19 protein-coding genes and 1 tRNA gene are annotated in these 20,199 nt (G+C 71.1%); 6 read left to right on the top strand and 14 right to left on the bottom strand.

Going from position 1 to position 20,199, the window contains the following annotated elements; translation table 11 throughout:
- Positions 1-60: 60 nt before the first annotated feature.
- The 7 genes from ABEB12_RS09005 to ABEB12_RS08975 all read right to left on the bottom strand — a co-directional run bounded on the left by ABEB12_RS09005 (position 61) and on the right by ABEB12_RS08975 (position 6,642).
- A complete protein-coding gene (locus tag ABEB12_RS09005; RefSeq protein WP_185064515.1) occupies positions 61-360 on the bottom strand; it encodes a hypothetical protein in 300 nt (99 codons plus the stop codon).
- 358 nt (positions 361-718) lie between these two features.
- The gene (locus ABEB12_RS09000) at positions 719-2,470 is read right to left on the bottom strand and encodes a trypsin-like peptidase domain-containing protein (protein WP_185064514.1); all 1,752 of its coding nucleotides are present in this window, start codon (positions 2,468-2,470) and stop codon (positions 719-721) included.
- A gap of 210 nt (positions 2,471-2,680) precedes the next feature.
- Complete coding sequence (locus tag ABEB12_RS08995) at positions 2,681-3,256, bottom strand: TetR/AcrR family transcriptional regulator C-terminal ligand-binding domain-containing protein (RefSeq protein WP_185064511.1); 576 nt, start codon at positions 3,254-3,256, stop codon at positions 2,681-2,683.
- Positions 3,253-3,678, bottom strand: a complete 426-nt coding sequence (locus tag ABEB12_RS08990) for a VOC family protein (RefSeq protein WP_185064510.1) — start codon at positions 3,676-3,678, stop codon at positions 3,253-3,255. The genes ABEB12_RS08995 and ABEB12_RS08990 overlap by 4 nt, the downstream gene beginning before the upstream one ends.
- A 16-nt stretch (positions 3,679-3,694) precedes the next feature.
- Positions 3,695-4,183 carry a DUF2165 family protein gene (locus ABEB12_RS08985; protein ID WP_185064508.1) on the bottom strand — a complete coding sequence of 163 codons (489 nt, stop codon included), beginning with the start codon at positions 4,181-4,183 and terminating at the stop codon, positions 3,695-3,697.
- A gap of 381 nt (positions 4,184-4,564) precedes the next feature.
- Positions 4,565-5,905 (bottom strand): ATP-binding protein, encoded by a 1,341-nt coding sequence (locus tag ABEB12_RS08980; RefSeq protein WP_185064734.1) that lies wholly within the window; start codon positions 5,903-5,905, stop codon positions 4,565-4,567.
- A 44-nt stretch (positions 5,906-5,949) separates the two neighbouring features.
- Positions 5,950-6,642, bottom strand: coding sequence for a response regulator (locus ABEB12_RS08975; protein ID WP_185064506.1), 693 nt, complete (start codon positions 6,640-6,642; stop codon positions 5,950-5,952).
- Between the two features lie 145 nt (positions 6,643-6,787).
- On the opposite strand from ABEB12_RS08975, the gene ABEB12_RS08970 reads away from it, so the two are divergent.
- Positions 6,788-8,095 (top strand): L,D-transpeptidase, encoded by a 1,308-nt coding sequence (locus ABEB12_RS08970; protein WP_345702677.1) that lies wholly within the window; start codon positions 6,788-6,790, stop codon positions 8,093-8,095.
- Between the two features lie 44 nt (positions 8,096-8,139).
- Positions 8,140-9,279, top strand: coding sequence for a metallophosphoesterase (locus ABEB12_RS08965; RefSeq protein WP_345702676.1), 1,140 nt, complete (start codon positions 8,140-8,142; stop codon positions 9,277-9,279).
- Here ABEB12_RS08965 and ABEB12_RS08960 read toward each other — a convergent pair.
- Complete coding sequence (locus tag ABEB12_RS08960) at positions 9,260-10,168, bottom strand: lytic transglycosylase domain-containing protein (RefSeq protein WP_345702675.1); 909 nt, start codon at positions 10,166-10,168, stop codon at positions 9,260-9,262. The genes ABEB12_RS08965 and ABEB12_RS08960 overlap by 20 nt on opposite strands.
- Before the next feature lie 66 nt (positions 10,169-10,234).
- Entirely contained in the window at positions 10,235-10,870 is a 636-nt protein-coding gene (bluB, locus tag ABEB12_RS08955; protein ID WP_345702674.1) for a 5,6-dimethylbenzimidazole synthase, read from the bottom strand.
- A gap of 74 nt (positions 10,871-10,944) precedes the next feature.
- Between bluB and ABEB12_RS08950 the strand changes: the two genes are divergently transcribed.
- Positions 10,945-11,020, top strand: a tRNA-Arg gene (locus tag ABEB12_RS08950).
- 674 nt (positions 11,021-11,694) lie between these two features.
- Positions 11,695-12,723 carry a methyltransferase gene (locus ABEB12_RS08945; RefSeq protein ID WP_185064503.1) on the top strand — a complete coding sequence of 343 codons (1,029 nt, stop codon included), beginning with the start codon at positions 11,695-11,697 and terminating at the stop codon, positions 12,721-12,723.
- Positions 12,724-12,869: 146 nt separating this feature from the next.
- Here ABEB12_RS08945 and ABEB12_RS08940 read toward each other — a convergent pair whose 3' ends face one another.
- From ABEB12_RS08940 to ABEB12_RS08925, 4 genes are all read right to left on the bottom strand, one after another.
- A complete protein-coding gene (locus ABEB12_RS08940) occupies positions 12,870-13,049 on the bottom strand; it encodes a hypothetical protein (RefSeq protein ID WP_185064501.1) in 180 nt (59 codons plus the stop codon).
- Between the two features lie 264 nt (positions 13,050-13,313).
- Positions 13,314-14,303, bottom strand: coding sequence for an alpha/beta fold hydrolase (locus ABEB12_RS08935; protein WP_185064499.1), 990 nt, complete (start codon positions 14,301-14,303; stop codon positions 13,314-13,316).
- Positions 14,304-14,372: 69 nt separating this feature from the next.
- Complete coding sequence (locus ABEB12_RS08930) at positions 14,373-15,350, bottom strand: WYL domain-containing protein (RefSeq protein WP_185064493.1); 978 nt, start codon at positions 15,348-15,350, stop codon at positions 14,373-14,375.
- 44 nt (positions 15,351-15,394) lie between these two features.
- Positions 15,395-16,036 (bottom strand): L,D-transpeptidase, encoded by a 642-nt coding sequence (locus ABEB12_RS08925; protein ID WP_345702673.1) that lies wholly within the window; start codon positions 16,034-16,036, stop codon positions 15,395-15,397.
- A 410-nt stretch (positions 16,037-16,446) separates the two neighbouring features.
- On the opposite strand from ABEB12_RS08925, the gene ABEB12_RS08920 reads away from it, so the two are divergent.
- The gene (locus tag ABEB12_RS08920) at positions 16,447-17,055 is read left to right on the top strand and encodes a TetR family transcriptional regulator (RefSeq protein ID WP_185064489.1); all 609 of its coding nucleotides are present in this window, start codon (positions 16,447-16,449) and stop codon (positions 17,053-17,055) included.
- A complete protein-coding gene (locus tag ABEB12_RS08915) occupies positions 17,052-18,659 on the top strand; it encodes an acyl-CoA dehydrogenase family protein (RefSeq protein ID WP_185064487.1) in 1,608 nt (535 codons plus the stop codon). The genes ABEB12_RS08920 and ABEB12_RS08915 overlap by 4 nt, the downstream gene beginning before the upstream one ends.
- Here ABEB12_RS08915 and ABEB12_RS08910 read toward each other — a convergent pair.
- Positions 18,570-20,153, bottom strand: a complete 1,584-nt coding sequence (locus tag ABEB12_RS08910; protein ID WP_345702672.1) for an FAD-dependent monooxygenase — start codon at positions 20,151-20,153, stop codon at positions 18,570-18,572. The genes ABEB12_RS08915 and ABEB12_RS08910 overlap by 90 nt on opposite strands.
- Between the last annotated feature and the right edge of the window lie 46 nt (positions 20,154-20,199).

The raw sequence follows: 20,199 nt of genomic DNA, 5'->3' as shown, positions 1-20,199 counted from the left end.
CCCTATCCGGTCGCCCCACCCCGCCCGAAGCGGCACCGGGGTCGCCAAGATCGCCGGTGGTCAGGCGTAGACGGCGATCATCGACACCACCGCGACGCCGGCGCCGAGGGCGAGCCCGGCCACGGTGACCGCCGTGTTGGTGGCCTCCCCCCGGCTGATGCGCAGGCAGCCGAACACACCGAACAACACCGCGGCCACACCGAGGGCCACCGATACCGGCACCAGGCCGCGCACCCAGCCGGTGGCGAAGCCCAGCACGGCCAGGCCGAGGGAGATGAGCCCGAACCCGTTGCGCCGCGATGCGCGGCCCAGCGGCGGCCACGTTTCGCCGGCTGATCGTGGCGTCGGCGGCTGGCTCATCGTCTGCTCCCCAAGAAGTCCGGTCGGGGAGAAAGTCGGTTGACACCTCTGGCCTGTTACCAAAGTAGGTAACTGCGCACAACTGATAACGGCCGGTGCGCAAGTGTCGCACCGGCCGACTTTGGGCAAAAAGGAGCCGCGCCGGCGTGGGGAGGGGGGACCTACGCCGGCGCGGCGGCTAAAGCCTGACCCTTAGCACAGGGCCAGGACTGACTGGATGTCCCCTACGGTACCCGCAAATGGCCGATTCGGCGCCATGAATCCGCGGCTGTTTTCGAAAGGTGACCTGTTCACCCCTCACTCGAACCACAAAAGCAACACGCGTCACGGCGCGGATAATCCCCGGGTACATGCGGCCCTACCTGGCCGGTTCCCCGCCCAGCACGACCTGGAAGGTGCGCCCGTCGCTGAGCACCACCGTGATCGTGTCGCCCGGGGCTCGGGAGCGAACCGCCGCGACAAGTTCATCCGGTGTGGTGATAGCACGGTCGTTGATCTTCACGACCAGGTCACCCGGCTTGAGGCCCGCCTTGCCGGCCGGGCCGTCCGGTGGCGCGACCGCGGCCACCCGTGCGCCCGGCTCGAGGTCGGTCGGCTCGCCCTGGGTGGGCCCGCCGACCGAGACGCCCATCAGCGGCATCGTGGCCTGCCCGGTGCGCTGGAGCTCGTCGGAGATCCGCCTGGCCTGGTTGATCGGGATGGCGAAGCCGAGCCCGACCGAACCACCCTGGTCACCCCGCCCGCCGCCGAGGCTGGCGATCGCCGTGTTCATGCCGATCAGCCGCCCGTCGATGTCCACCAGCGGCCCGCCGGAGTTGCCCGGGTTGATCGCGGCGTCGGTCTGGATCGCGTCCAGGACCTCGGGCTTGGCGTTCGGGTCCTCTTCCCGGGGAATGGACACCGCCCGGTTCACCGCGCTCACGATGCCGGTGGTGACCGTGCCGCCGAGGCCGAGCGGCGATCCGATCGCCACCACCTGCTGGCCGACCCGCACCTCGTCGGAGTTGCCCAGGGCGATCGGGCTCAGGCCGTTCACGTTCAGCGCCCGGATCACCGCCACGTCCGACGTCGGGTCGCGGCCGACGATCTGGGCCTCGGCGCGCTTGGAGTTCTGGAACAGCACGGTGAGCTTGCCGGCGCCGTTGGCGGCGTCCTCGACCACGTGGTTGTTGGTGAGGATGAGGCCGTCCTGGGTGAGCACGATGCCGGAACCCGCGCCCGCCTTGTTGCCCGCGCGCAGCCGGATCTGCACCACCGAGGGCAGCACCCGCTTGGCCACGCCCTCCACGGCCGTCTCGGCCTCGCTGGAGGTGCCGATCCCGGGCAGGGCCGAGTTCAAAACGCTGTCGGAACCGCCGGCCCGCACCCCGACGTAGCCGCCCACCAGGGCACCGAGCAGCCCGGCGACCAGCGCGATCGCCGCCGCGCCGAGCCAACGGGGACGCGGCCGGTCACCTCCGCCCCTGGCCGGCCTGGGCTTCGTCTCCGGCGGCGGACCGAATCCGGGGAAGCCCGGCGGCGGGGGCGTGCCCGGCGGCGGACCGCCGGGGCGACCGACGGCCACCGGGTACGGCGGCGGGCCGGCCGGCGCACCCGGGTACGGCACCCCGCCATTGGGGAAGGGCTGCGGGTAGGGCCCGCCGCCGGGATACGGCCCGGCCGGCGGGAACGGTTGAGTACCCGGGTACTGCTCGCCCGGGTAGGCCGGTGCGCCCGGCCGGAAGGACTCGGGCGCGCCGGACCGCGACGCCTCGGCCGGCGCAGGTCCGGCCGGGCGGGAGCTGTCGGGGTACGCCGGCCCCGATGCCTCAGGGCCGGCCGGCTGGGAGCTGTCGGGATACCGCGGCCGGTTCGCCTCGGGCTGGCCCGAGGAGGGCGGCTCGGGCCACGCCACCTGCCCCTGTCCCCCTCTGGACCACGGGGACTCCGAGTCCGGGTCGGACTCCGTCTTGATCGCCGTGGTCACATCCTCCGGGCGGGACTCGCCGTCCTCGTCGGGCCGTTGGCTGGTCCCCCGGGCATCGGCAGCGCTGCTCGAGCGCGCTTCGGAGTCCGCCGTCCGCTCCGTCGCGTCGTTCTGCTGCCCGGGCGTCTTGTCGTCGTGGGCCATACCCTCACCGTGATGTGCGATTCGGCTTGTCCGGGAGACCCGTCCGGGACCGGCCGCGCGGCGGCCAGAATCACCCGGACGAGTCTCGAGACCACGAGGGTAGGCCGCCGGCCCATCCAGCGGCCCGTCACCCCTCGAAAGATCTCCGAAGCCGCCCCCGTTAGCACTAACGAGTTCACCGGGATGAGGCACCCGCGGCTGCGCCGAGGGCTATTCGGCCCGGATGCCGGCCAGCACCAGGTCGACGGTCCGCTCCAGTAGCGCCCGGTCCAGCGGCGCGTGCCCGAACAGCCGCCGGTAGTAGAACGGCGCGGCGAGGGCGTCCAGCACGAACGGCATGTCGATGTCCCCGCGCACCTCCCCGGCGCCGATCGCCGCGCGCAGCCGTTGCTCGGTGGACGCGCGGCGGGCGTCGAACACCCGCCGGAAGAACTCCGCGCGCAGCTCCGGCTGGCCCCCCAGGTCGGCGGCGAACGGGATCAGCACGTGCCCCAGCGTCTCCTCGGTGAGTCCGTCGAGCACGGTGCCGATCCCGGCGAGCAGGTCGGCCCGCAGGTTCCCGGTGTCCGGCGTCGGCGACCGGCCCATCGCGGCGGCCAGCACGTCGGTGACCAGGTCCTGCTTGGACGGCCACCGACGGTAGATCGCCGGGCGGTACACGCCGGCCCGCTTGGCGATCTGCCCGATGCTGAGGTCCGCGTAGCCGACCTCGCGCAGCAGCTGGAGCGTGGCGGTCCGCACGGCCGCGTCGATGTCCGGGTCCCGGTGCCGGCCGGGGCCGCTCACCCGGCGAAGTCCGGCTTCGGCATCAACACCACCCGCCAACCGTCCGGGTCCTCGCACGTGACGGCGCCGTGCTCCGTCCAGTACGGGTTCTCCGGCGGAACCGGGTGACGCCCGCGCTCGGCCAGCCGCCGCACGATCCGGTCCACCTGCTCGGCGCCGTCGAAGTAGAACACCAGCAGATTGTCCATGGTCGGCGCCGTGCCCGGGCTGCCGTCCTCGTGCTGGGTGAACTCCAGGTGGTAGTCCGCGCCGGGCAGGCCGAGCATCACCCCCCGGTAGCCGGCGTGGTCGTCGAACCGGAACAGCTCGGGCAGCCCGAGGCCGCCCGCGTAGAAGTCGATCACCTCGTCCAGCCGGTCGGTCGGCCGGGCGATCCGCACCTGGCGAGCCGGCAGGGTGTCCGGCCACGGTTGCGTGGTCATGAGAGCTCCTCTCTCGTTAGATGTTGACGGTGAGGACGCTGACCAGGCCGATGAGCAGCAACGTGGTGTGGCCCTGCTGCACCGGCCCCATCTTCACCCAGTAGGAGAACCAGAGGCCGGTGAGCAGGAAACCCAGGCACAGCGCGACCAGCACCGCCAGCCCCAGGTTGGCCACCCCGATCGCACCGGCCACCGGGTAGCCCTGGAAAGCGGCCATGGCGAGCAGCGCCGCCGCCAGCCAGAGCACTCCCGCACCGATCGCCTGAACCACGACGACCAGCGCGAACGCCGCCCGATGCACCGCCGGCGCGGTGACCGCCCGCCAGAGCACGCCCCGGCCGAGCGGCGGGTCGTCGCGCAGCTCGCGCATGCTCATCATTCGTTCGACGGCCGCCGAGTTGGTGCCCGGATCGGTCAGGTTGTTCAGCACGAACAGGCTCAGGTAGGTGGCCAGCCCGGCTACCAACAGCACCTTCAGCCACAGCAACACAAGCACCGGGTCCATCCGACTCTCCTTTTCGATACAAGTCGTACTGTATCAGATTTTCTGGCCTGACTGAGACTGTCCAGAGCCCGCGTTGGTGTCGGTGGCGGGCGTGATCGCCAACCGTGGCGGCTCGGAGTACGGCCGGTTACGTTTCCGCTCGTTCATGGTCATCAGGACCTCAGGGTCACCCGGCGGCCCCAAGAACGACCACCATGTCCTGCTGATCATTAAATTGGCCGCCTGCGCCGCACCATTCGTCACTCTGGTTGCGCTAGGGAACCCACGTACCACTCGTGTAACGGAAGTGACAGCCGCGCCGCAACCGGGGCAACGGGCGCGGCCCGAGCCGGGGCAGACCACCCAGCTCCGCCGTCCGAGCCTTAGTTAACGCGAGGCGGTTCAGGTGTGGGCGAGCTCGGGGGCGCCGGGGAGGCGGACGGCCAGCAACGCTCCGCCGTCGGCGCCGCGGCCGGCGCGCACCGCGCCGCCGTGCCGCTCGGCCACCTGTTTCACGATGGCCAGGCCGAGGCCGCTGCCGGGGCGGCCGCGGTCCTCGGTGGCCCGGTAGAAGCGGTCGAATACGCGCGGCAGGTCCTCGTCCGCGATGCCCGGGCCGGCGTCCGCGACCTCCAGCATCGCGGTGCCGTCCCCCAGCGCGTGCAGGCCGACGCGCACCACGCCGCCCGGCGGGCTCCACTTCACGGCGTTGTCCAGCAGGTTCAGCACCGCGCGCTCCAACGCGGTGGCGTCCCCGTTGAGCACCCACGGCATGAGGTGCTCCTCGAACTGGACCTCGCCGGCCCGCCGGCGGGCCCGCTGCAGCGCGCGCTCCACCACCTCGACCAGGTCCACCGCCTCGTGCACCGCCCCCGGCGCGTCCTCCCGCGCCAGCTCGACCAGGTCGCCGACCAGCGTGGACAGCTCCTGGATCTGGCCGCGCACGTCGTCGAAGATCTCCCGGCGGTCGGCCTCGGAGAGCGCGCCCGCGCCCGGTTTACTGGCCGCGATGAGCAGCTCCATGTTGGTGCGCAAGGAGGTCAACGGCGTGCGCAGCTCATGGCCGGCGTCGGCGACCAGCCGGCGTTGCTGCTCCTGCGCCGCCGCCACCGCGGCGAGCATGACGTTGAAGCTGTGGGTCAGCCGGGCCAGCTCGTCGCTGCCGCTCACCGGGATGGGCCGCAGGTCGCCGGTTCTGGCCACCCGTTCGGTGGCCGCGGTCAGCCGCTGCACGGGCCGCAACCCGGCGCCGGCCACGGTGGCCCCGGCCAGCGCGGCGAGCACCACACCGGCCCCGCCGACCAGCGCGAGCACCACGCCCAGCTTGGCCAGCGTGTGGCGCACCGGGTCCATCGGCTGGGCCAGCACCAGGGCCAGCCCCTCGCCGCCGGCCGGCACCGCGAGCACCCGCTGGTCGTGGACGGTGCGCAGTGAGCTGTCCTTCTTGCCCGCCGCGACCGCCAGCTCGGGCTCGCCCACCGGCGGGGTGGGCGCGTTCTTGATCTGGAAACCGCCGCCCTGCCCGTCGACCAGCTCCACCCGGATGTCCGAGCCGTACAGCGCGGCGGCGGGCAGGTTCTGCGGCTCCTCGGCGACGCCGCTGGCCACCACCACGGCGGCCCGCTGGTAGAGCTGGTCGTCCAGGTCGGAGAACAGCGAGTGCCGGACGATCCAGAAGGCCGCCGCGGACACGCCGGCGGTGGACAACCCGACCATGATCGCGGCGAGCAGCGCCACCCGCATCCGCAGGGAGATCCGCGCGCCGAACCGCTGGCTCAACACGGTGCTCAGGGCGGGCTTTCCCGGAGCACGTAGCCGACCCCGCGCACGGTGTGAATCAGCCGGGGCTCGGACTCGGACTCGGTCTTGCGGCGCAGGTAGCCGATGTACACCTCGAGCGCGTTGCCGGTGGTCGGGAAGTCGTAGCCCCAGACCTCCTCCAGGATCCGGCCCCGGGTGAGCACCCGGCGCGGGTTGGCCAGCAGCAGCTCGAGCAGGGAGAACTCGGTGCGGGTGAGGCTGATCTCCCGCTCACCCCGGCGCACTTCGCGGGTATCCGGGTCCAGGGACAGGTCGGCGAACCGGAGCGGCGCCGCACCCGGCTCCCCCACGCCGGCGGGGCTGCGCCGGCGGAGCAGCGCACGCAACCGCGCCAGCAGCTCCTCGAGGGCGAAGGGTTTGGGCAGGTAGTCGTCGGCGCCCGCGTCCAGCCCGGCCACCCGGTCGGAGACCGCGTCCCGCGCGGTGAGCACCAGGATCGGCAGGTCGTCGCCGGTGCCACGCAACCGCCGGCACACCTCGAGACCGTCCAGTCGGGGCATCATCACGTCCAGCACCAGTGCGTCCGGCCGGGACATGTTGATCGCGGTGAGCGCGGCCTGCCCGTCGGTCGCCAGGTCTACCTGGTAACCGTTGAACGCCAACGAGCGCCGCAGCGACTCACGCACCGCCCGGTCGTCGTCGACCACGAGAATCCGCATGTCAACAGTCTTGCGCGAACGTCTGAGAGCGGCCTGAGAGCAGGCCGTGCTCCTCCAGCGGCCGCCGAGTCCACCCGATCGGCATAGCGTCGATACCCCTCCGTGATCGCGTCCCCTGGGGCCTGAGGGTATGACTCGACCTAAGATGGGGAACCTCAAGGGGGTGCGCTGGGTGCGGGACGGCAGGACGCTGATCCGGATGGCGCTGGCGGTGGCGGCGCTCGCGGTGGGGGTCAGCTCGACGCTCACCGCGCTGAAGGCCACCCCGGCGTCGATGCTGGGTGTCGATCGGGCGCCGGTGGCCGCCGAGGCCACCACCACCGTCGTCCCGTCGATCCCACCCGGCGCGCAGGGCGTCGGCATCCTGGAGCCGCTGACCCTCACCGCCAAGCGCGGCACGCTCGCCTCGGTGGCCGTCACCGGCCCCGGCGGCAAGCCGCTGGCCGGCACCATGTCCCCGGACAAGGTGACCTGGGTGTCCGCGCCGCTGGCGTTCAACAGCGCGTACACCGTCTCGGCCGCCGCCGTCGGTCCCGACGGTCACCCGGCCCCGCCGTTCACCAGCAACTTCCAGACGCTCAAGCCGGCCAACACGCTGGCGGTACGGGCCACCCGGCCCTCGAACGGCGCGACGGTGGGCGTCGGCATGCCGATCTCCATCCACTTCAACCGGGCGGTCAAGGACCGGGCCGCGGTGGAACGGCGGCTGCAGGTGCAGACCAGCGTGCCGGTGGTCGGTTCCTTCCACTGGGTGGACAACGAGCAGGTCAACTGGCGCCCGCAGGTCTTCTGGCCGGCCGGTACCAAGGTCAACGTGGTCTCCTCGCTGCGCGGCATCGACGCCGGCGGCGGCACCTTCGGCTCGGCCGACCACACGATGAGCTTCACCATCGGCCGCCACCAGGAGGCGCTGGGCGACGCCGGCAAGCACACGCTCACGCTGTTCCAGGACGGCCAGGTGATCAACACTTTCCCGGCGTCCTTCGGCCGGCCGCAGTACCCGACCCAGTTCGGCATGCACGTGGCCTTCGAGAAGCACATCACCAAGCGGATGCGCTCGGACAGCTGGGGCGGCCCCGAGGAGGGCGAGGCCGGCTTCTACGACGAGGTGCTGCCGCTGGCCGTGCGGATCTCGGGGAACGGAGAGTTCGTGCACGTCAACGGGGCCACGGTGCGCCAGCAGGGCCGGTCCAACGTATCCCACGGCTGCGTGAACCTGTCCCCGGCCAACGGGAGGACCTTCTTCGACTGGGTGCAGATCGGCGACCCGGTGAACATCGTCGGCTCCGCCAAGCCGCTGACCAAGGCGGACGGCGACATCCCCGACTGGCTGATGTCCTGGGAGGAGTACCAGGCCGGCTCCGCGCTGCACAACGCGCCGCCCGCGCCCGCATCGCCGGCGCCGCCGGCCGGCCCGCAGAACGCGGCCGTGGTCGCCCCCGCACCCGGCTGATCGACGAGCAACGCGCCGGCCGACGCTCGGGCAAGATCTGAAGAGTGTCCTTCTTGATGATGGCCGCCACGGTGGTCGTCCTGTTGCACGCCTACCTCTATTTTCGCCTGGTGCGCGACGTGCTGCCCGAGCGGCGGTGGCGGCTGGTGGGCCTGCTCGTGCTGGTGCTGCTGGCGTTCAGCACGGTGGCCGCGGTGGCGGTGGGCCGGGAGATCCGGCCCGAGCTGGGTATCCCGTTGAGCTGGGCCGGCTACCTGTGGATCGTGTTCGGGCTGTACACGGCGCTGGCGCTGCTCGTGCTGGAGCTGCCCCGGGCGCTGCTGCGCCGGCGGCTGGACCCGTCCCGGCGGACCGCGCTGGCCCGGTTGCTGACCGGTGCCGCGGCGCTGTTCGCGGCCGGCACCGTCGGCTTCGGGGTGACCCAGGCGCGGCGGCCCCGGCTGGTCCGCCGGGAGATCACCCTGGACCGGCTGGACCCCGCGCTGGACGGGATGACCATCGCCGCGCTGTCGGACGTGCACGTCGGAACGATCAACCGCCGGCCGTTCCTGCGTGACGTGGTGACCCAGGTGAACGACGCCCGCCCGGACCTGGTGGCCATCGTCGGCGACCTGGTGGACGGGTCGGTGGAGCAGCTCGGCGACATCGTCGAGGCGCTGTCCGGGCTCGACGCCCCGGCGTTCTTCGTGACCGGCAACCACGAGTACTTCTCCGGCGCGGACGACTGGTGTGAGTTCCTCACCGGCATCGGCGTGCGGGTGCTGCGCAACGAGCGGGTGGCGGTCGGCCGGCGCGGCGCTCCCCCGGGTTCGGCCACCCTCGACCTGGCCGGGATCGACGACCGCACGGCGGCCCGCTCCGGTGAAGCCGGGCACGCCCCGAACCTGGCCGGCGCGCTGGCCGGGCGGGACGAGTCGCGGCCGGTGGTGCTGCTCGCCCACCAGCCGGTGATGGTCGACCAGGCCGCCGGCCGGGGCGTGGACCTGCAGATATCCGGGCACACCCACGGCGGCCAGTTCCTGCCGATGGGTTACGTGGTGCTGCTGGACCAGCCGGTGCTGGCCGGGCTGACCCGGGTCGGCCGCACGTGGCTGTACGTCACGCGCGGGGTCGGTTTCTGGGGGCCGCCGGTACGGGTCGGCGCGCCGCCGGAGATCACCCTTCTCACCTTGCGGGCGCCGTAGCCCCCGGGTTGCGGGCCAGCCAGTCCCCCACCGGGATCGACCGGGGCTCCTGGTAACCCACCGGCAGGGCGACGTCCCCGGCGCTGGTCCGGTACTTCACCGGCCAGGAGTGCAGGCCTTGGAACACCCGGGGATCGGCGTCCATCATCGCCGCGTAGGCCCGCACCGCCCGCACGTAGCGGACGTCGTTGTTGTAGCGCTTGATCGCCCGGTCCAACCGGGCCGGGTCGGCGGCGCCGTTGCGGGCCAGGTAATTGGCCGCGCCGTTGATCGCGTCCTCGGTGTCCCAGACGTCGCCGCCGAGGCCGTAGCTGGCCCAGGTGGCCGGCATGAACTGCATCGGCCCCTGCGCGCCGGCACTGGAAAGCCCGACCACCCGGCCCATCCGGGTCTCCACCAGGTTGATCGCCGCCAGCACCGTCCACGACACGCCGAACCGCCGCTGCGCCGCCTGGTACAGCTCGCGCAGCCGCTCGGCGGGCGGCGGCTCCACGATCCGCCAAGCCGGCAGGGTCGGCCGGGGCGGCCCGGCCAACGAGGTCAGCTCGCGCTGCGCGTCGACCGCCCGGTCCACGTGCTGGCGCAGCTCCGGTGGTACGCCCGCCCGGACCGGGGCATCCCACTCCGGGTGCTCGCCGAGCAGGCGGTACGCATCCTGGGCGCGGCGGCCGGCGTCGGCCAGCGCATCCGGGGTGGTGGCCGGGTTGCGCAACGCGACCTCGGCGGTGCTGATCCGGCACGCCAGTGTTCCGGGATCATCCTGTTCGGCACACGGCCGCCGTTCGCCGGCCGCCGGCGGTTCCGGAGTGCCGTTCGGGTTGCCCGCACAGCCGACCAGGCACAACAACGCGACAACGAACACGACCAGGGATAAGGCAGGGCGACGCACTTCCTCGACCCTAGTGTCCCCCCGCAGGCGCCTAACTGGGCGCCCGCTCGACAAGCGCGTTCCGCGCTAGTGAACGCCCCAGCGACCCTCGTGCACGGCCATCTCCAGCGGCCGGCGCACCCGCCAACCGTGCCGCTCCAGGTCCGGCGTCGGCTCCAGGTAGCTCACCGGCCCCAGGCACAGCCAGGCGACCGGCCGGATGCCGGACGGCAACCCGAGCAACTCGGCCAGGAACGCCTCAGTGTAGAACGACACCCACCCAACCCCCAACCCTTCAGCCGTGGCCGCCAGCCACAGGTTCTGGATGGCCAGGCACACCGAGTAGAGCCCGGCGTCCGCGATGGTGTGCCGGCCGAGCACTGCCGGCGCCCCGCGCGCCGGGTCGTAGGTGACCACCACGCCGAGGGTGGCCTCCAGGATCCCCTCGATCTTGATCCGCTCGAACACCTCGGCCTTCTGCGCGTTCAACGTCTCGGCGAACGCTCGTCGCTGCTCACTGACGTGCTCCCGGAACGCTCCCCTGGTCGCCACGTCCCGCACCACGACGAAGTCCCACGGCTGGGACAACCCCACACTCGGCGCGGCATGCGCGGCCGCCAACACCCGGCGCAGCACCTCCGGCTCGATCGGCGCGCCGGTGAACTCCCCGCGCACGTCCCGCCGCCGGTGAATGACCTCGTACAGCTCGGCTAACCCACCCACCCGCACAGCCTGCATCCCCCGACGCCGGCCCGCCGCCCCGGGTGGCCCGCTCCCCGCTACGATTACGGCCACATGCCCTCGTAGCTCAGGGGATAGAGCATCGGTTTCCTAAACCGTGTGTCGCAGGTTCGATTCCTGCCGGGGGCACCAGGTCAGAGCCTTGACCAGCGTTCTTCGCCTCGATCTGTGGGGCCATCGCCGCCGGGGTAGACGCCCGCACCGTTGCCGGCCGTATCGGTCACGCCGGCGGAGCAACCACCCTGCGCGTCTACTCGGCGTGGGTGTCCGAGGCCGGCCTGGCCACCGCGAGTCGAGGCCGCCGCGTGAGCGTTGCCCAGCCCCGACAGAGAAGAAAGTGCCCAAGGTCGTTTTCACAATGGCGGACTTCGTCCATTGCGGGCCAGAGAGAAGTCTTCGACGGAAAGCAGTAACGCCTCGGCGACGGTTCCGAATCCCGACTCGGTGAATTTAGCCGCGCTTAGTCCGACGGACCCGTGACGCCGCGTCGACCTCGTGAGCCATCGACGCGTATCCCTCACAGGCGGAACATTCAGGCCGCCGACCTCGGCGGAGCTGAACGAGGCTGGCCTGGGGATAACCCGACGCGGGCGTAGGGTTATCCCTTCTCGAGGCCGGGGAAAGCACTATTCATTTTAGTAGGGCACCCACCATCGACTGATTCCCTGAGATCCCCAACAGTGGAAGCAACTCACGAGCAACTCTGCGGAAGTAGCCAGATCTGGACGCTGGTGAGCACGCGACGGTCTACGTCCTCGACGGTGAACGCCGCCTTTTGCACCTTGACGAGTAACGGGAGAAATCTAATGACGCAGACGCAACTCGACTCCTCTCACATAATGCAGGTGGGCATGGGGTTCTGGCCCTCGAAGACGCTCCTCTCGGCGGTCGAGTTCGAACTCTTCACAAAGCTCAGCGACGGCTCGATGACCGCCGAGGCGATCCGCGACGCGCTCGACCTTCATCCGCGCGGGATTCACGACTTCCTCGACGCGCTCGTCGCGCTCGGGTTCCTCGAACGCGACGGGGAAGGAAGCGAGGGCCGCTACCGCAACACGGCGGAGACCGCGGCCTTCCTCGACAAGCGAAGCCCCACGTACGTCGGCGGCATCCTCGAGATGTCAAATGCCCGGCTGTACGGCTTCTGGGGGGATCTGACCGAGGCGCTCAAGACGGGGAAGCCGCAGAACGAGGTGAAGCACACCGGCAGTCCGGTGTTCGAGGAACTGTACAGCGACCCGGCGCGACTCGAGCAGTTCCTGGATGGGATGACGGGCATATCGCTCGGCAACTTCCACGCGCTCGCCGAGAAGCTCGACTTCTCGCGCTATGAGACCGTCTGCGACATAGGCGGCGCAACCGGGCAGCTGTGCGCCGTACTCGCCGGCCACCACCCACACCTGCGCTTGACGACATTCGACCTGCCGGTGGTAGCGCCGATCGCCGAGCGGGCGGTCGCCGCGGCCGGCCTGGACGACCGCATCAGCGTCGCCTCCGGCGACTTCTTCGCCGACCCGCTGCCGAGGGCAGACGTGATCACGATGGGCATGATCCTCCACGACTGGAACCTTGAGCGGAAACGGCACCTGATCCGAGCGGCCTACGAGGCGCTCCCCGAAGGCGGCGCCTACATAGTCATCGAGAATCTGATCGACGATGCCCGGCGCGAGAACGCATTCGGGCTGATGATGTCGCTCAACATGCTGATCGAGTTCGGTGATGCGTTCGACTTCACCGGCGGCAACTTCGCCGAGTGGTGCCGCGAGGCAGGCTTCCGCGAGGTTGAGATTCTGCCCCTCACCGGTCCCGCGAGCGCCGGGATCGCCTACAAATAGCGGACGGCTCGGCTCCGGCCCGCGCTGCGCACCGGAGCCACCTCGATGGGCGGGAGGGTAGCCGGCCCGGCGCCGCTTGGGCCTCTTCCCCGTGGAGGGAGGCAAGGCGTTCGTTCTCTGCCGCCGCGGTCCGCGGGCAACCGGACTCAGACGCCGAGGTTCAGGTGGAGGTCCACGCCGAGCAGAGTCAGCGGCCACAGGAACATGACGAGCAGGAAGGACAAGAGGGACGAGAGGTTCGTAACTCCGTAGCCGTGAGAGATGGCGACCACCACGCCGATGATCACCCACACGAGCGTGCCCAGCGACACTCCACTTCTTCTCATGATCTCCTCCAGAGCTCAACTTCGCGCCGCGGTGACCCGGGCGGCGAGGCCCGCACGCCAGCAAACGCTATACGATTCGGGAGATCATCGTGCGTCTTCCGGGCGCGCCGAGTGGACGTCGGGCCGGTGTCCGGCACTCACGCGGCGCACACACCGACGGACCCGTTTCCGTGACGCTGCCGGCCTGCCGGATGAGCGCACGGCCCGTACAGCATCGCGCGGGCCGTGCGATCACCGGTGAACTGGCCGGCAGCCGTTGTCGGGCTAGCGGGTTGGTGCCCGGCCGCCCGCCGTGGCGAGGTCTGGCCGGTGGGCGGTTGCGGTGGTCCTCAGGAACAGTTCAAGCAGGGCGAGCAAGGTTTCTGGGGCATCCTCCGGGGTGAAGTGGCCGGCGTCCGGCAGCTCGATGACCGGCGAGTCGGGGTAGGCCTCACGGAATGCCGCGATCATGTATCGGGGGATGAGCGCGGTGTCGCGCATCCCCTCGACCAGCATCGCGGGTTTGGCGCGCACGGCGGCGACAGCGGCCGGATCCGGTGCTGGTGGTGCGTCCGCGGGGTCGGGCGCGACGAGTTGGCGCGGGAACCTGATCACACCTCGGCACTCGGCGGGGGTTCCGAACGGGCTTGCGTAGGCGCGAATCCAGGTCGGGGTGGCGTTTTCGGGCCGGGTGATGGTCTGCAGCGCGAACATCAGGTGGGTGATCGTGTTGCCGGCGTTGCCGAGCACCTGCTCGAAGGTGCCGTCGGCGTAGGCGGCCCGGGCCCAACGGAACCAGGAGCTGTCGGCCATGTTGGCCGCGAACTGTTCGTCGTAGCCGGGCAACCCGAGCGGGAGCACCGTGTTTGTGGCGAATATCCGCGCCACCCGGTCGGGGTGGCGCAGCGCGAACTCGGTGCCGATCGGGCCGCCCCAATCGTGCAGCACCAGCGTGATGTCCCGCAGGTCAAGGGTGTCGACCAGCAGCGACTCCAGGTTGTCGGCGTGCTCACCGGCCAGGTAAGTGCGGTCTTGCGGGGTGGCGCTCTTCCCGAAACCCATGTGGTCGGGAACGACGACCCGGTGCCGGGCCGACAGCGGCCCGACGAGACTGCGCCACAGATAGCCCCAGGTCGGCTCGCCGTGCAGCAGCACCAGGGTGTGCCCCTGGCCTGGTTCGCCCTCGTCGATGTAGTGGTGTCGGAAACCGGCGGCGTCGCTGTAGCGGGCCTCGTACGGCCAGGTGCCGTCGAACGTTTCCTCGGCGGGGATCAAAGCCTGTCCTCTCTCTTGATCGTCTTGGATTGCCCGATCAAGCTAAAGACAGTTCACTGACATCTTCTGTCAGTGAACTTGATACATCCCCGACAGGGTGGTGACCACCTCCGCCACGTGCCGGCGCAGCCCCTCCGGCGCAATGACTTCGACGTCGGCGCCCAGACGCAGCAGCAGCCCGGCCGTGTGCTCGACGGACTCCATCGGGATCCGCGCCCTCGACCAGTCACCCGATTCCTCCGCCCGCCCGCTGCGTCGTACCGCGCGGACCAGCGCCGGCTCCCACACGTGCGGGAGCAGATCGAGCGCTCGCGGCGAGAGCCGGATGGATGCCGACGCAGTGTGGCGGCGATCATCGAAATCCCGCAGATAGCCATCCCAATGCTCAGCCAGGTCAAACCCCGCGGGCCGGTCGAACCGCTGGTCCAGGAGGTCGAGGCGGACGATCTGGGACACCCGATACGTCCGCACCCGGCTCTCGGCGGCGGCCACCAGATACCAGCGGCCCCCTTTGAGCACGACACCGTAGGGCGCCAGGGTGCGGACCACCTCCGGTCGTGGTGCCCACCGGCGATAGCGGACCCGGATCAGGTTCTGGTTCCAGGTCGCGCTGACCACCTCGGCCAAATGGGGCGCGCGGTCCGGGTCGAGGTACCAGCCCGAGGTGTCCAGGTGAAACCGCTGCCGTAGCAGGTTCGCCCGGTCCCGCAGTTCCGCCGGCAAGGCGGCCATCAACTTCAACCGCGCGGTCGCCAACACGGCTCCCAGCCCCAGATCCGCCGCCGGGCCCGGCAAACCGGTCAGGAACAGCGCCTCCGCCTCATCGGAGGTCAACCCGGTCAGCCGGGTGCGATAGCCCGCCAACAACTCGTAGCCACCCTCGTGCCCGGCCTCTCCGAACAGCGGAACCCCCGCCGCATGCAACGACTCGATATCCCGGTAGACCGTGCGCACCGAAACCTCAAGCTCGTCCGCCAGCTGTTGCGCCGTCATCCGCCCCCTGGCCTGCAACAACAACAAAACCGACACCAACCTCGACGCGCGCACAGCCGAAGCCTGCCAGCTACCCCCGACACCTCGGGCCGAGCGTCCTAGGAGTCGCCGTCCGAGTCCCCGTCGGAGTCGTCGGAGTCGTCGTCGCCCGAGTCATCGTTGCCGGACGGGATCTGGCCCGGAGCGAGAGTGATGTTGCTGGGCTGCTGCGGCTCGGACACGCCCTTCTTCCGGTCGGCCGATTCCCGGGAGGCCCGCACCACCTGGACCTGGTCACCGATCTGCAGATCGTTGAACCACGCGACCGCGTCCGCGGTATTCAGGTGAACACAGCCCGCCGAGGCCACAGCGGGGTTACCGGAGTGGAACGCGATACCGCCGTCCTCGAAGAACACCGAGTACGGCATCGGCGCCGGCTGGCCCTTCTTGGGGCCGCTCTGGATCCGGGACTCCTGGCTCTTGTAGTCCTTCTCCTTGCGGTACACCCGCAGCGAGTGCCCGACCGGCGTGGGTTTACCCCGGCCACCGGAGGAGACCTTCACCGGACCCCTGATCACCTTTCCATCCTTGATCAGCCAGGCCCGCTCGGTGTCCAGATCGACACACGACCTTGCCGACATGGTGCACGGCGTTCCGGGCGCCAGCGGTGGCAACGCCGACGGCTTGGCGGGTGCGGCGGACGCCGGCGCGGCCAGGTAGCCGCCGGCCACCACACACAGCCCGAGCACGCCGCTCAGCACAGACCCCAGTCGACGACCGACCATCGTGGCCTTCCTGGTGGATCGGAGAACACCCAACGTGGCGGGGCTCAGCGCCCACCACATCGAGTTAGACGCGCGACACGCCAGAAGGTTGCGGTCATCCTGGTCACTGGTCTGCCCGACCGGCAAGACCGCGGCCCAGCGAAACGGTTCGTCAAGCTCACCAACACCACCAGACCGTCGGCTAGGGGTGGGTCGGCGGCACGGTGGGCTTCGGCAGCCGCACCGGCGGAATCGCGAGGGCACATCTTCCACCAGCCACGGAGTCGCGCGGCGGCCATGCGACAGAACCTCGGGTGGTTCAACCGATGGCTCAGCGGCGCTTGACGGCAGAAATGAACCGTGGTTCAGTCTTGAACCATCGTTCATACCGAGGAAGGGCCGCGACCGTGTCCAGTCCGAGAGTTGCCGCGCGGCAGGCCGATGCCCGCCGCCGAATTCTGGAGGCGGCGCGGGTGGTGGTGGCCGAGCACGGTTTCGCGGCGGCCCAGGTGGCCGTGGTCGCGTCGGTCGCGGACGTGGCGACCGGGTCGATCTATCGGCACTTCCCCTCGAAGGCCTCGCTGTTCTCGGAGATGCTGCGGGCGGTCTGCGTTCGCGAGCTCGAGGTGGTGCAGGCGGTCGCGGATGAAGCCGGGCGGACCGCCGGCCAGCGGATCGGAGATGCGGTCGCGACGTTCGTCGACCGGGCGCTGCGCGGGGGAAGCCTGGCCTACGCGGTGATCGCCGAGCCGATGGACCCCGACGTCGACCAGGTGCGGCTGGACGCGCGCGCGGGTCTGGCCCGGGCGTTCGCCGGGCTGATCCAGGAGGGGGTCGCGTCGGGCGAGTTCCCCGAGCAGGATGCCCGGATCCGGGGCGCCGCGATTGTCGGCGCCTTCCTGGAGGGCGTGGTGGCCCCACTCGCCGAGCGAACCGTCGGCCCAGCCGATCGGCGGGCGATCAGCGGGGAGATCGCCCGTTTCTGTCAGTCCGCCGTCACCGGAGGCAAGGTATGAACCCGGACAACCTGGTCCCGGACCTCAACGGGGTCAACGCCTTCACCAGGGACAAGATCGCCGCGGGCACCGTCGAGCGGCATGCCCCGTGGGCGTGGGAGCGCGCCGCTGAGCTCGGGGCGAGGGTGTGGGACCCGGGGGTACTCAAGGCGGCCCGTGACGCCCAACGGTTCACCCCCGAGCTGCGCACCCTGGACCGGCTGGGCCACGAGGTCTACGACGTGGAGTTCCACCCGGCCTACCACGAGCTGATGTCGCTGGGCTTCGGCTCGGGCGTGCACTCGCTGGCCTGGACGGCCGACCGACCCGGCGCGCACTCGGCCCGCGCGGTGCTTTCCTACCTGTGGAACCAGATCGACGGCTCGACCGCCTGCCCGATCGGCATGGCGTACGCGTCGATCCCGGTCCTGCGCGGGCAGCCCGAGCTCGCGCCGTTCGCCGCCGCCATCTCGGCGGAGGGCTACGACCCCTCGGACGTGCCGGTCGACCGGAAGTCCTCGGGCACGATCGGCTACTTCATGACCGAGAAGCAGGGCGGTTCCGACCTGCGGGCCAACGTCACCGCCGCGCGGCCGCTGGGCAATCCAGGCCCGGGCGAGACCTACCTGGTCAACGGGCACAAGTGGTTCGCCTCGGTCCCCATGTCGGATGCCTACCTGACCGTCGCGCAGACCTCGGGCGGGGTGTCCTGCCTGCTCGTTCCCCGGCGCCGCCCGGACGGGAGCCTGAACGGCGTCAAGATCAACCGGCTCAAGGACAAGCTCGGCAACCGGGCCAACGCGTCCTCGGAGATCGAGTACCACGACTCCCAGGCGTTCCTCGTCGGCGAGGAGGGCCGGGGGATCCGGACGATTCTCTCCTCCGCCGAGTACACCCGGCTGGACTTCGCGGTCGGCTCCGCCGGCCTGATGCGGGCCGCACTCTCCCAGGCGCTGCACCACAACGACCACCGCGCCGCGTTCGGCGCCCCGTTGGCCCGCCTGCCGATCCAGGCCCCGGTGCTGGCCGACCTCGCACTGGAATGGGCCGGGGCCGCCCACCTCGGGTTCCGGGTGGCCCGGGCCGAGGACTCCCCCGGTGACGTCGCGGAGAAGCTGGTCAGCCGCCTGCTCACCCCGGTGGCCAAGTTCTGGAACTGCCGGCGGGTGTCGAGCGTGGTGGAGGAGGTCATCCAGTCCATCGGCGGCAACGCCTACATCGAGGAACACCCGTGTCCCCGCTACTACCGCGAGGCGCCGCTCAACGCGATCTGGGAGGGCACCTCGAACATGATGGTGATGGACGTGGGCCGGGTGCTCACCCGCGAGCCGAAGGCGATCGAGCCGGTCCTCGAGGAGATCCGCCCGGTCGCGGCGGAGCACCCGCTGGTGGCGAGCGTGCTGGACGAGATCGAGGATCTGGTCACGGCGCCGGAGGACACCACCCGCTATCTGGTGACCCGCCTCGCCCTCGCGGTGCAGGCCGCGCTGCTGGTCCAGAACGCGCCGACCGTCGTCGCCGAGGCGTTCATCGGGTCACGGCTCGGGACCGGCTGGGGGCCGGGCTACGGCACGCTGCGCGGCGTGGACTTCCAGGAGATCATCGAGTTCGCCCGCCTCGGCTAGGTGGGACGGCGCGCCGGCCCACCGGCGCAGGGCGGCATCGAGGCCGGCCGGGTCGGCGCTGTCGGAGGCCCAGGCGACCACCCCGTCCGGGCGCACCAGCACCCCGGCCGGCGTCGCGGGGGCGTCGGCCACGCTGGTCACCCGCCCGGCCCAGGCCGAGGCGAGCCGGGCGAACGCCGCGTCCGGGGTGCGGTCGAGCAGCAGGAACCCGCCGCCGTGCCCGTGGTCGACCAGGCGGGAACCGTCGCGCAGCCCGAGGTCGGGGACGAACCGCCCGACCAGCGGATGGCCGCCGGGCAGGTCGATGCGCTGGGTGACCCCGGAGATCTGCTTGACCGCGTAGGTCGTGCCCTCCCGGGTACTCAGCAGGTCGGCCACGATCCCCCGCAGCGCGGCCGACTTGGGGTCCCCGCGCAGCAGGCCGGTCTGGGCCCGCGTCCAGTCCAGCACCCAGGCGCCGAGCGGACGGCGCTCGGCGTCGTAGGTGTCGAGCAGCCCGGCCGGAGCCCAACCGGCGACCACGGCGCCGAGCTTCCAGCCGAGGTTCGTCGCGTCGCCGACCCCGAGGTTGAGCCCCTGGCCGCCGAACGGCGGGTGCACGTGGGCGGCGTCGCCGACCAGCAGCACCCGCCCCGACCGGTAGGTCGCGGCCTGGCGGGTGTTGTCGGTCCAGCGGGTCGGGGTGGCGCGCAGTGCGGTCAACGTGACGTCGGTTCCCGAAACCCGGCGCAGCCTGGCCTGCACCTCCTCGAGGGTGATCGGCGCCGAGCGGTCACTCGGACCGCCGTCGAACTCCACCGTGGCCACCCGGCCGGGCTGTGGTCCGTAGCGGTACGCCCCCTCGGGCGACCACGCCCACCCGTTCGCCAGCTTCTCCGGGTCGGCGATGTCCACGACCGCCTGACAGCCGGTGACCTCGGGGGCAGTGCCGGGGAAGTCGATGCCGGCGAGGCGGCGCACCGTGCTGTGCCCGCCGTCGCACCCGACCAGCCAACCGGTGCGCACCTGACCGGCGGTGGTGCCGACCAGTACGCCGTCGCCGGTGTCCTCCAGCGCGGTGACCTCCACCCCCCGGCACACCGGCACCCCGAGCCGGGCGACGTGCTCGGCGAGCAGCGCCACCAGCTGGGGCTGGGGCACCATCCGCGCTCCGGCGGCGGCGGTGTGCGCGGTGAAGTCGGGATCGGACCAGTCTACCAGGTCGGCCTCGAGGGCCATCCCGGCGAAATGCCCGGTGAACCGCGTACCCACCGGGCCCAGGCCGCCGTCCACCCGGGAGATCTCCCGCTGCACCGCCTCGGCGGCGGGCAGCAGCCCGCGGCGGTCGAGCGCCTCGGCCGTCGGAATGTTGATCGACTGCGCCTTCATCGCCCGGTCCGGCTCGGCCAGGCGCTCGAGTACCCGCACCTTCGCCCCGGACAGCGCCAGCTCCCCGGCGAGCACGAGGCCCACCGGGCCGGCCCCGACCACCGTCACGTCCCACTCGTTAGACACGAACACTGTTCTATATACGAACGCTGTTCGAGTCAAGCTATGGTGA

Source organism: Actinospineispora eucalypti (assembly GCF_039543365.1).
In the GTDB taxonomy this organism is placed as follows: Bacteria; Actinomycetota; Actinomycetes; order Mycobacteriales; family Pseudonocardiaceae; genus Pseudonocardia; species Pseudonocardia eucalypti.
The sequence above is the reverse complement of the archived record's forward strand: the minus strand, read 5'-3'. Positions and strand labels throughout refer to the sequence as shown.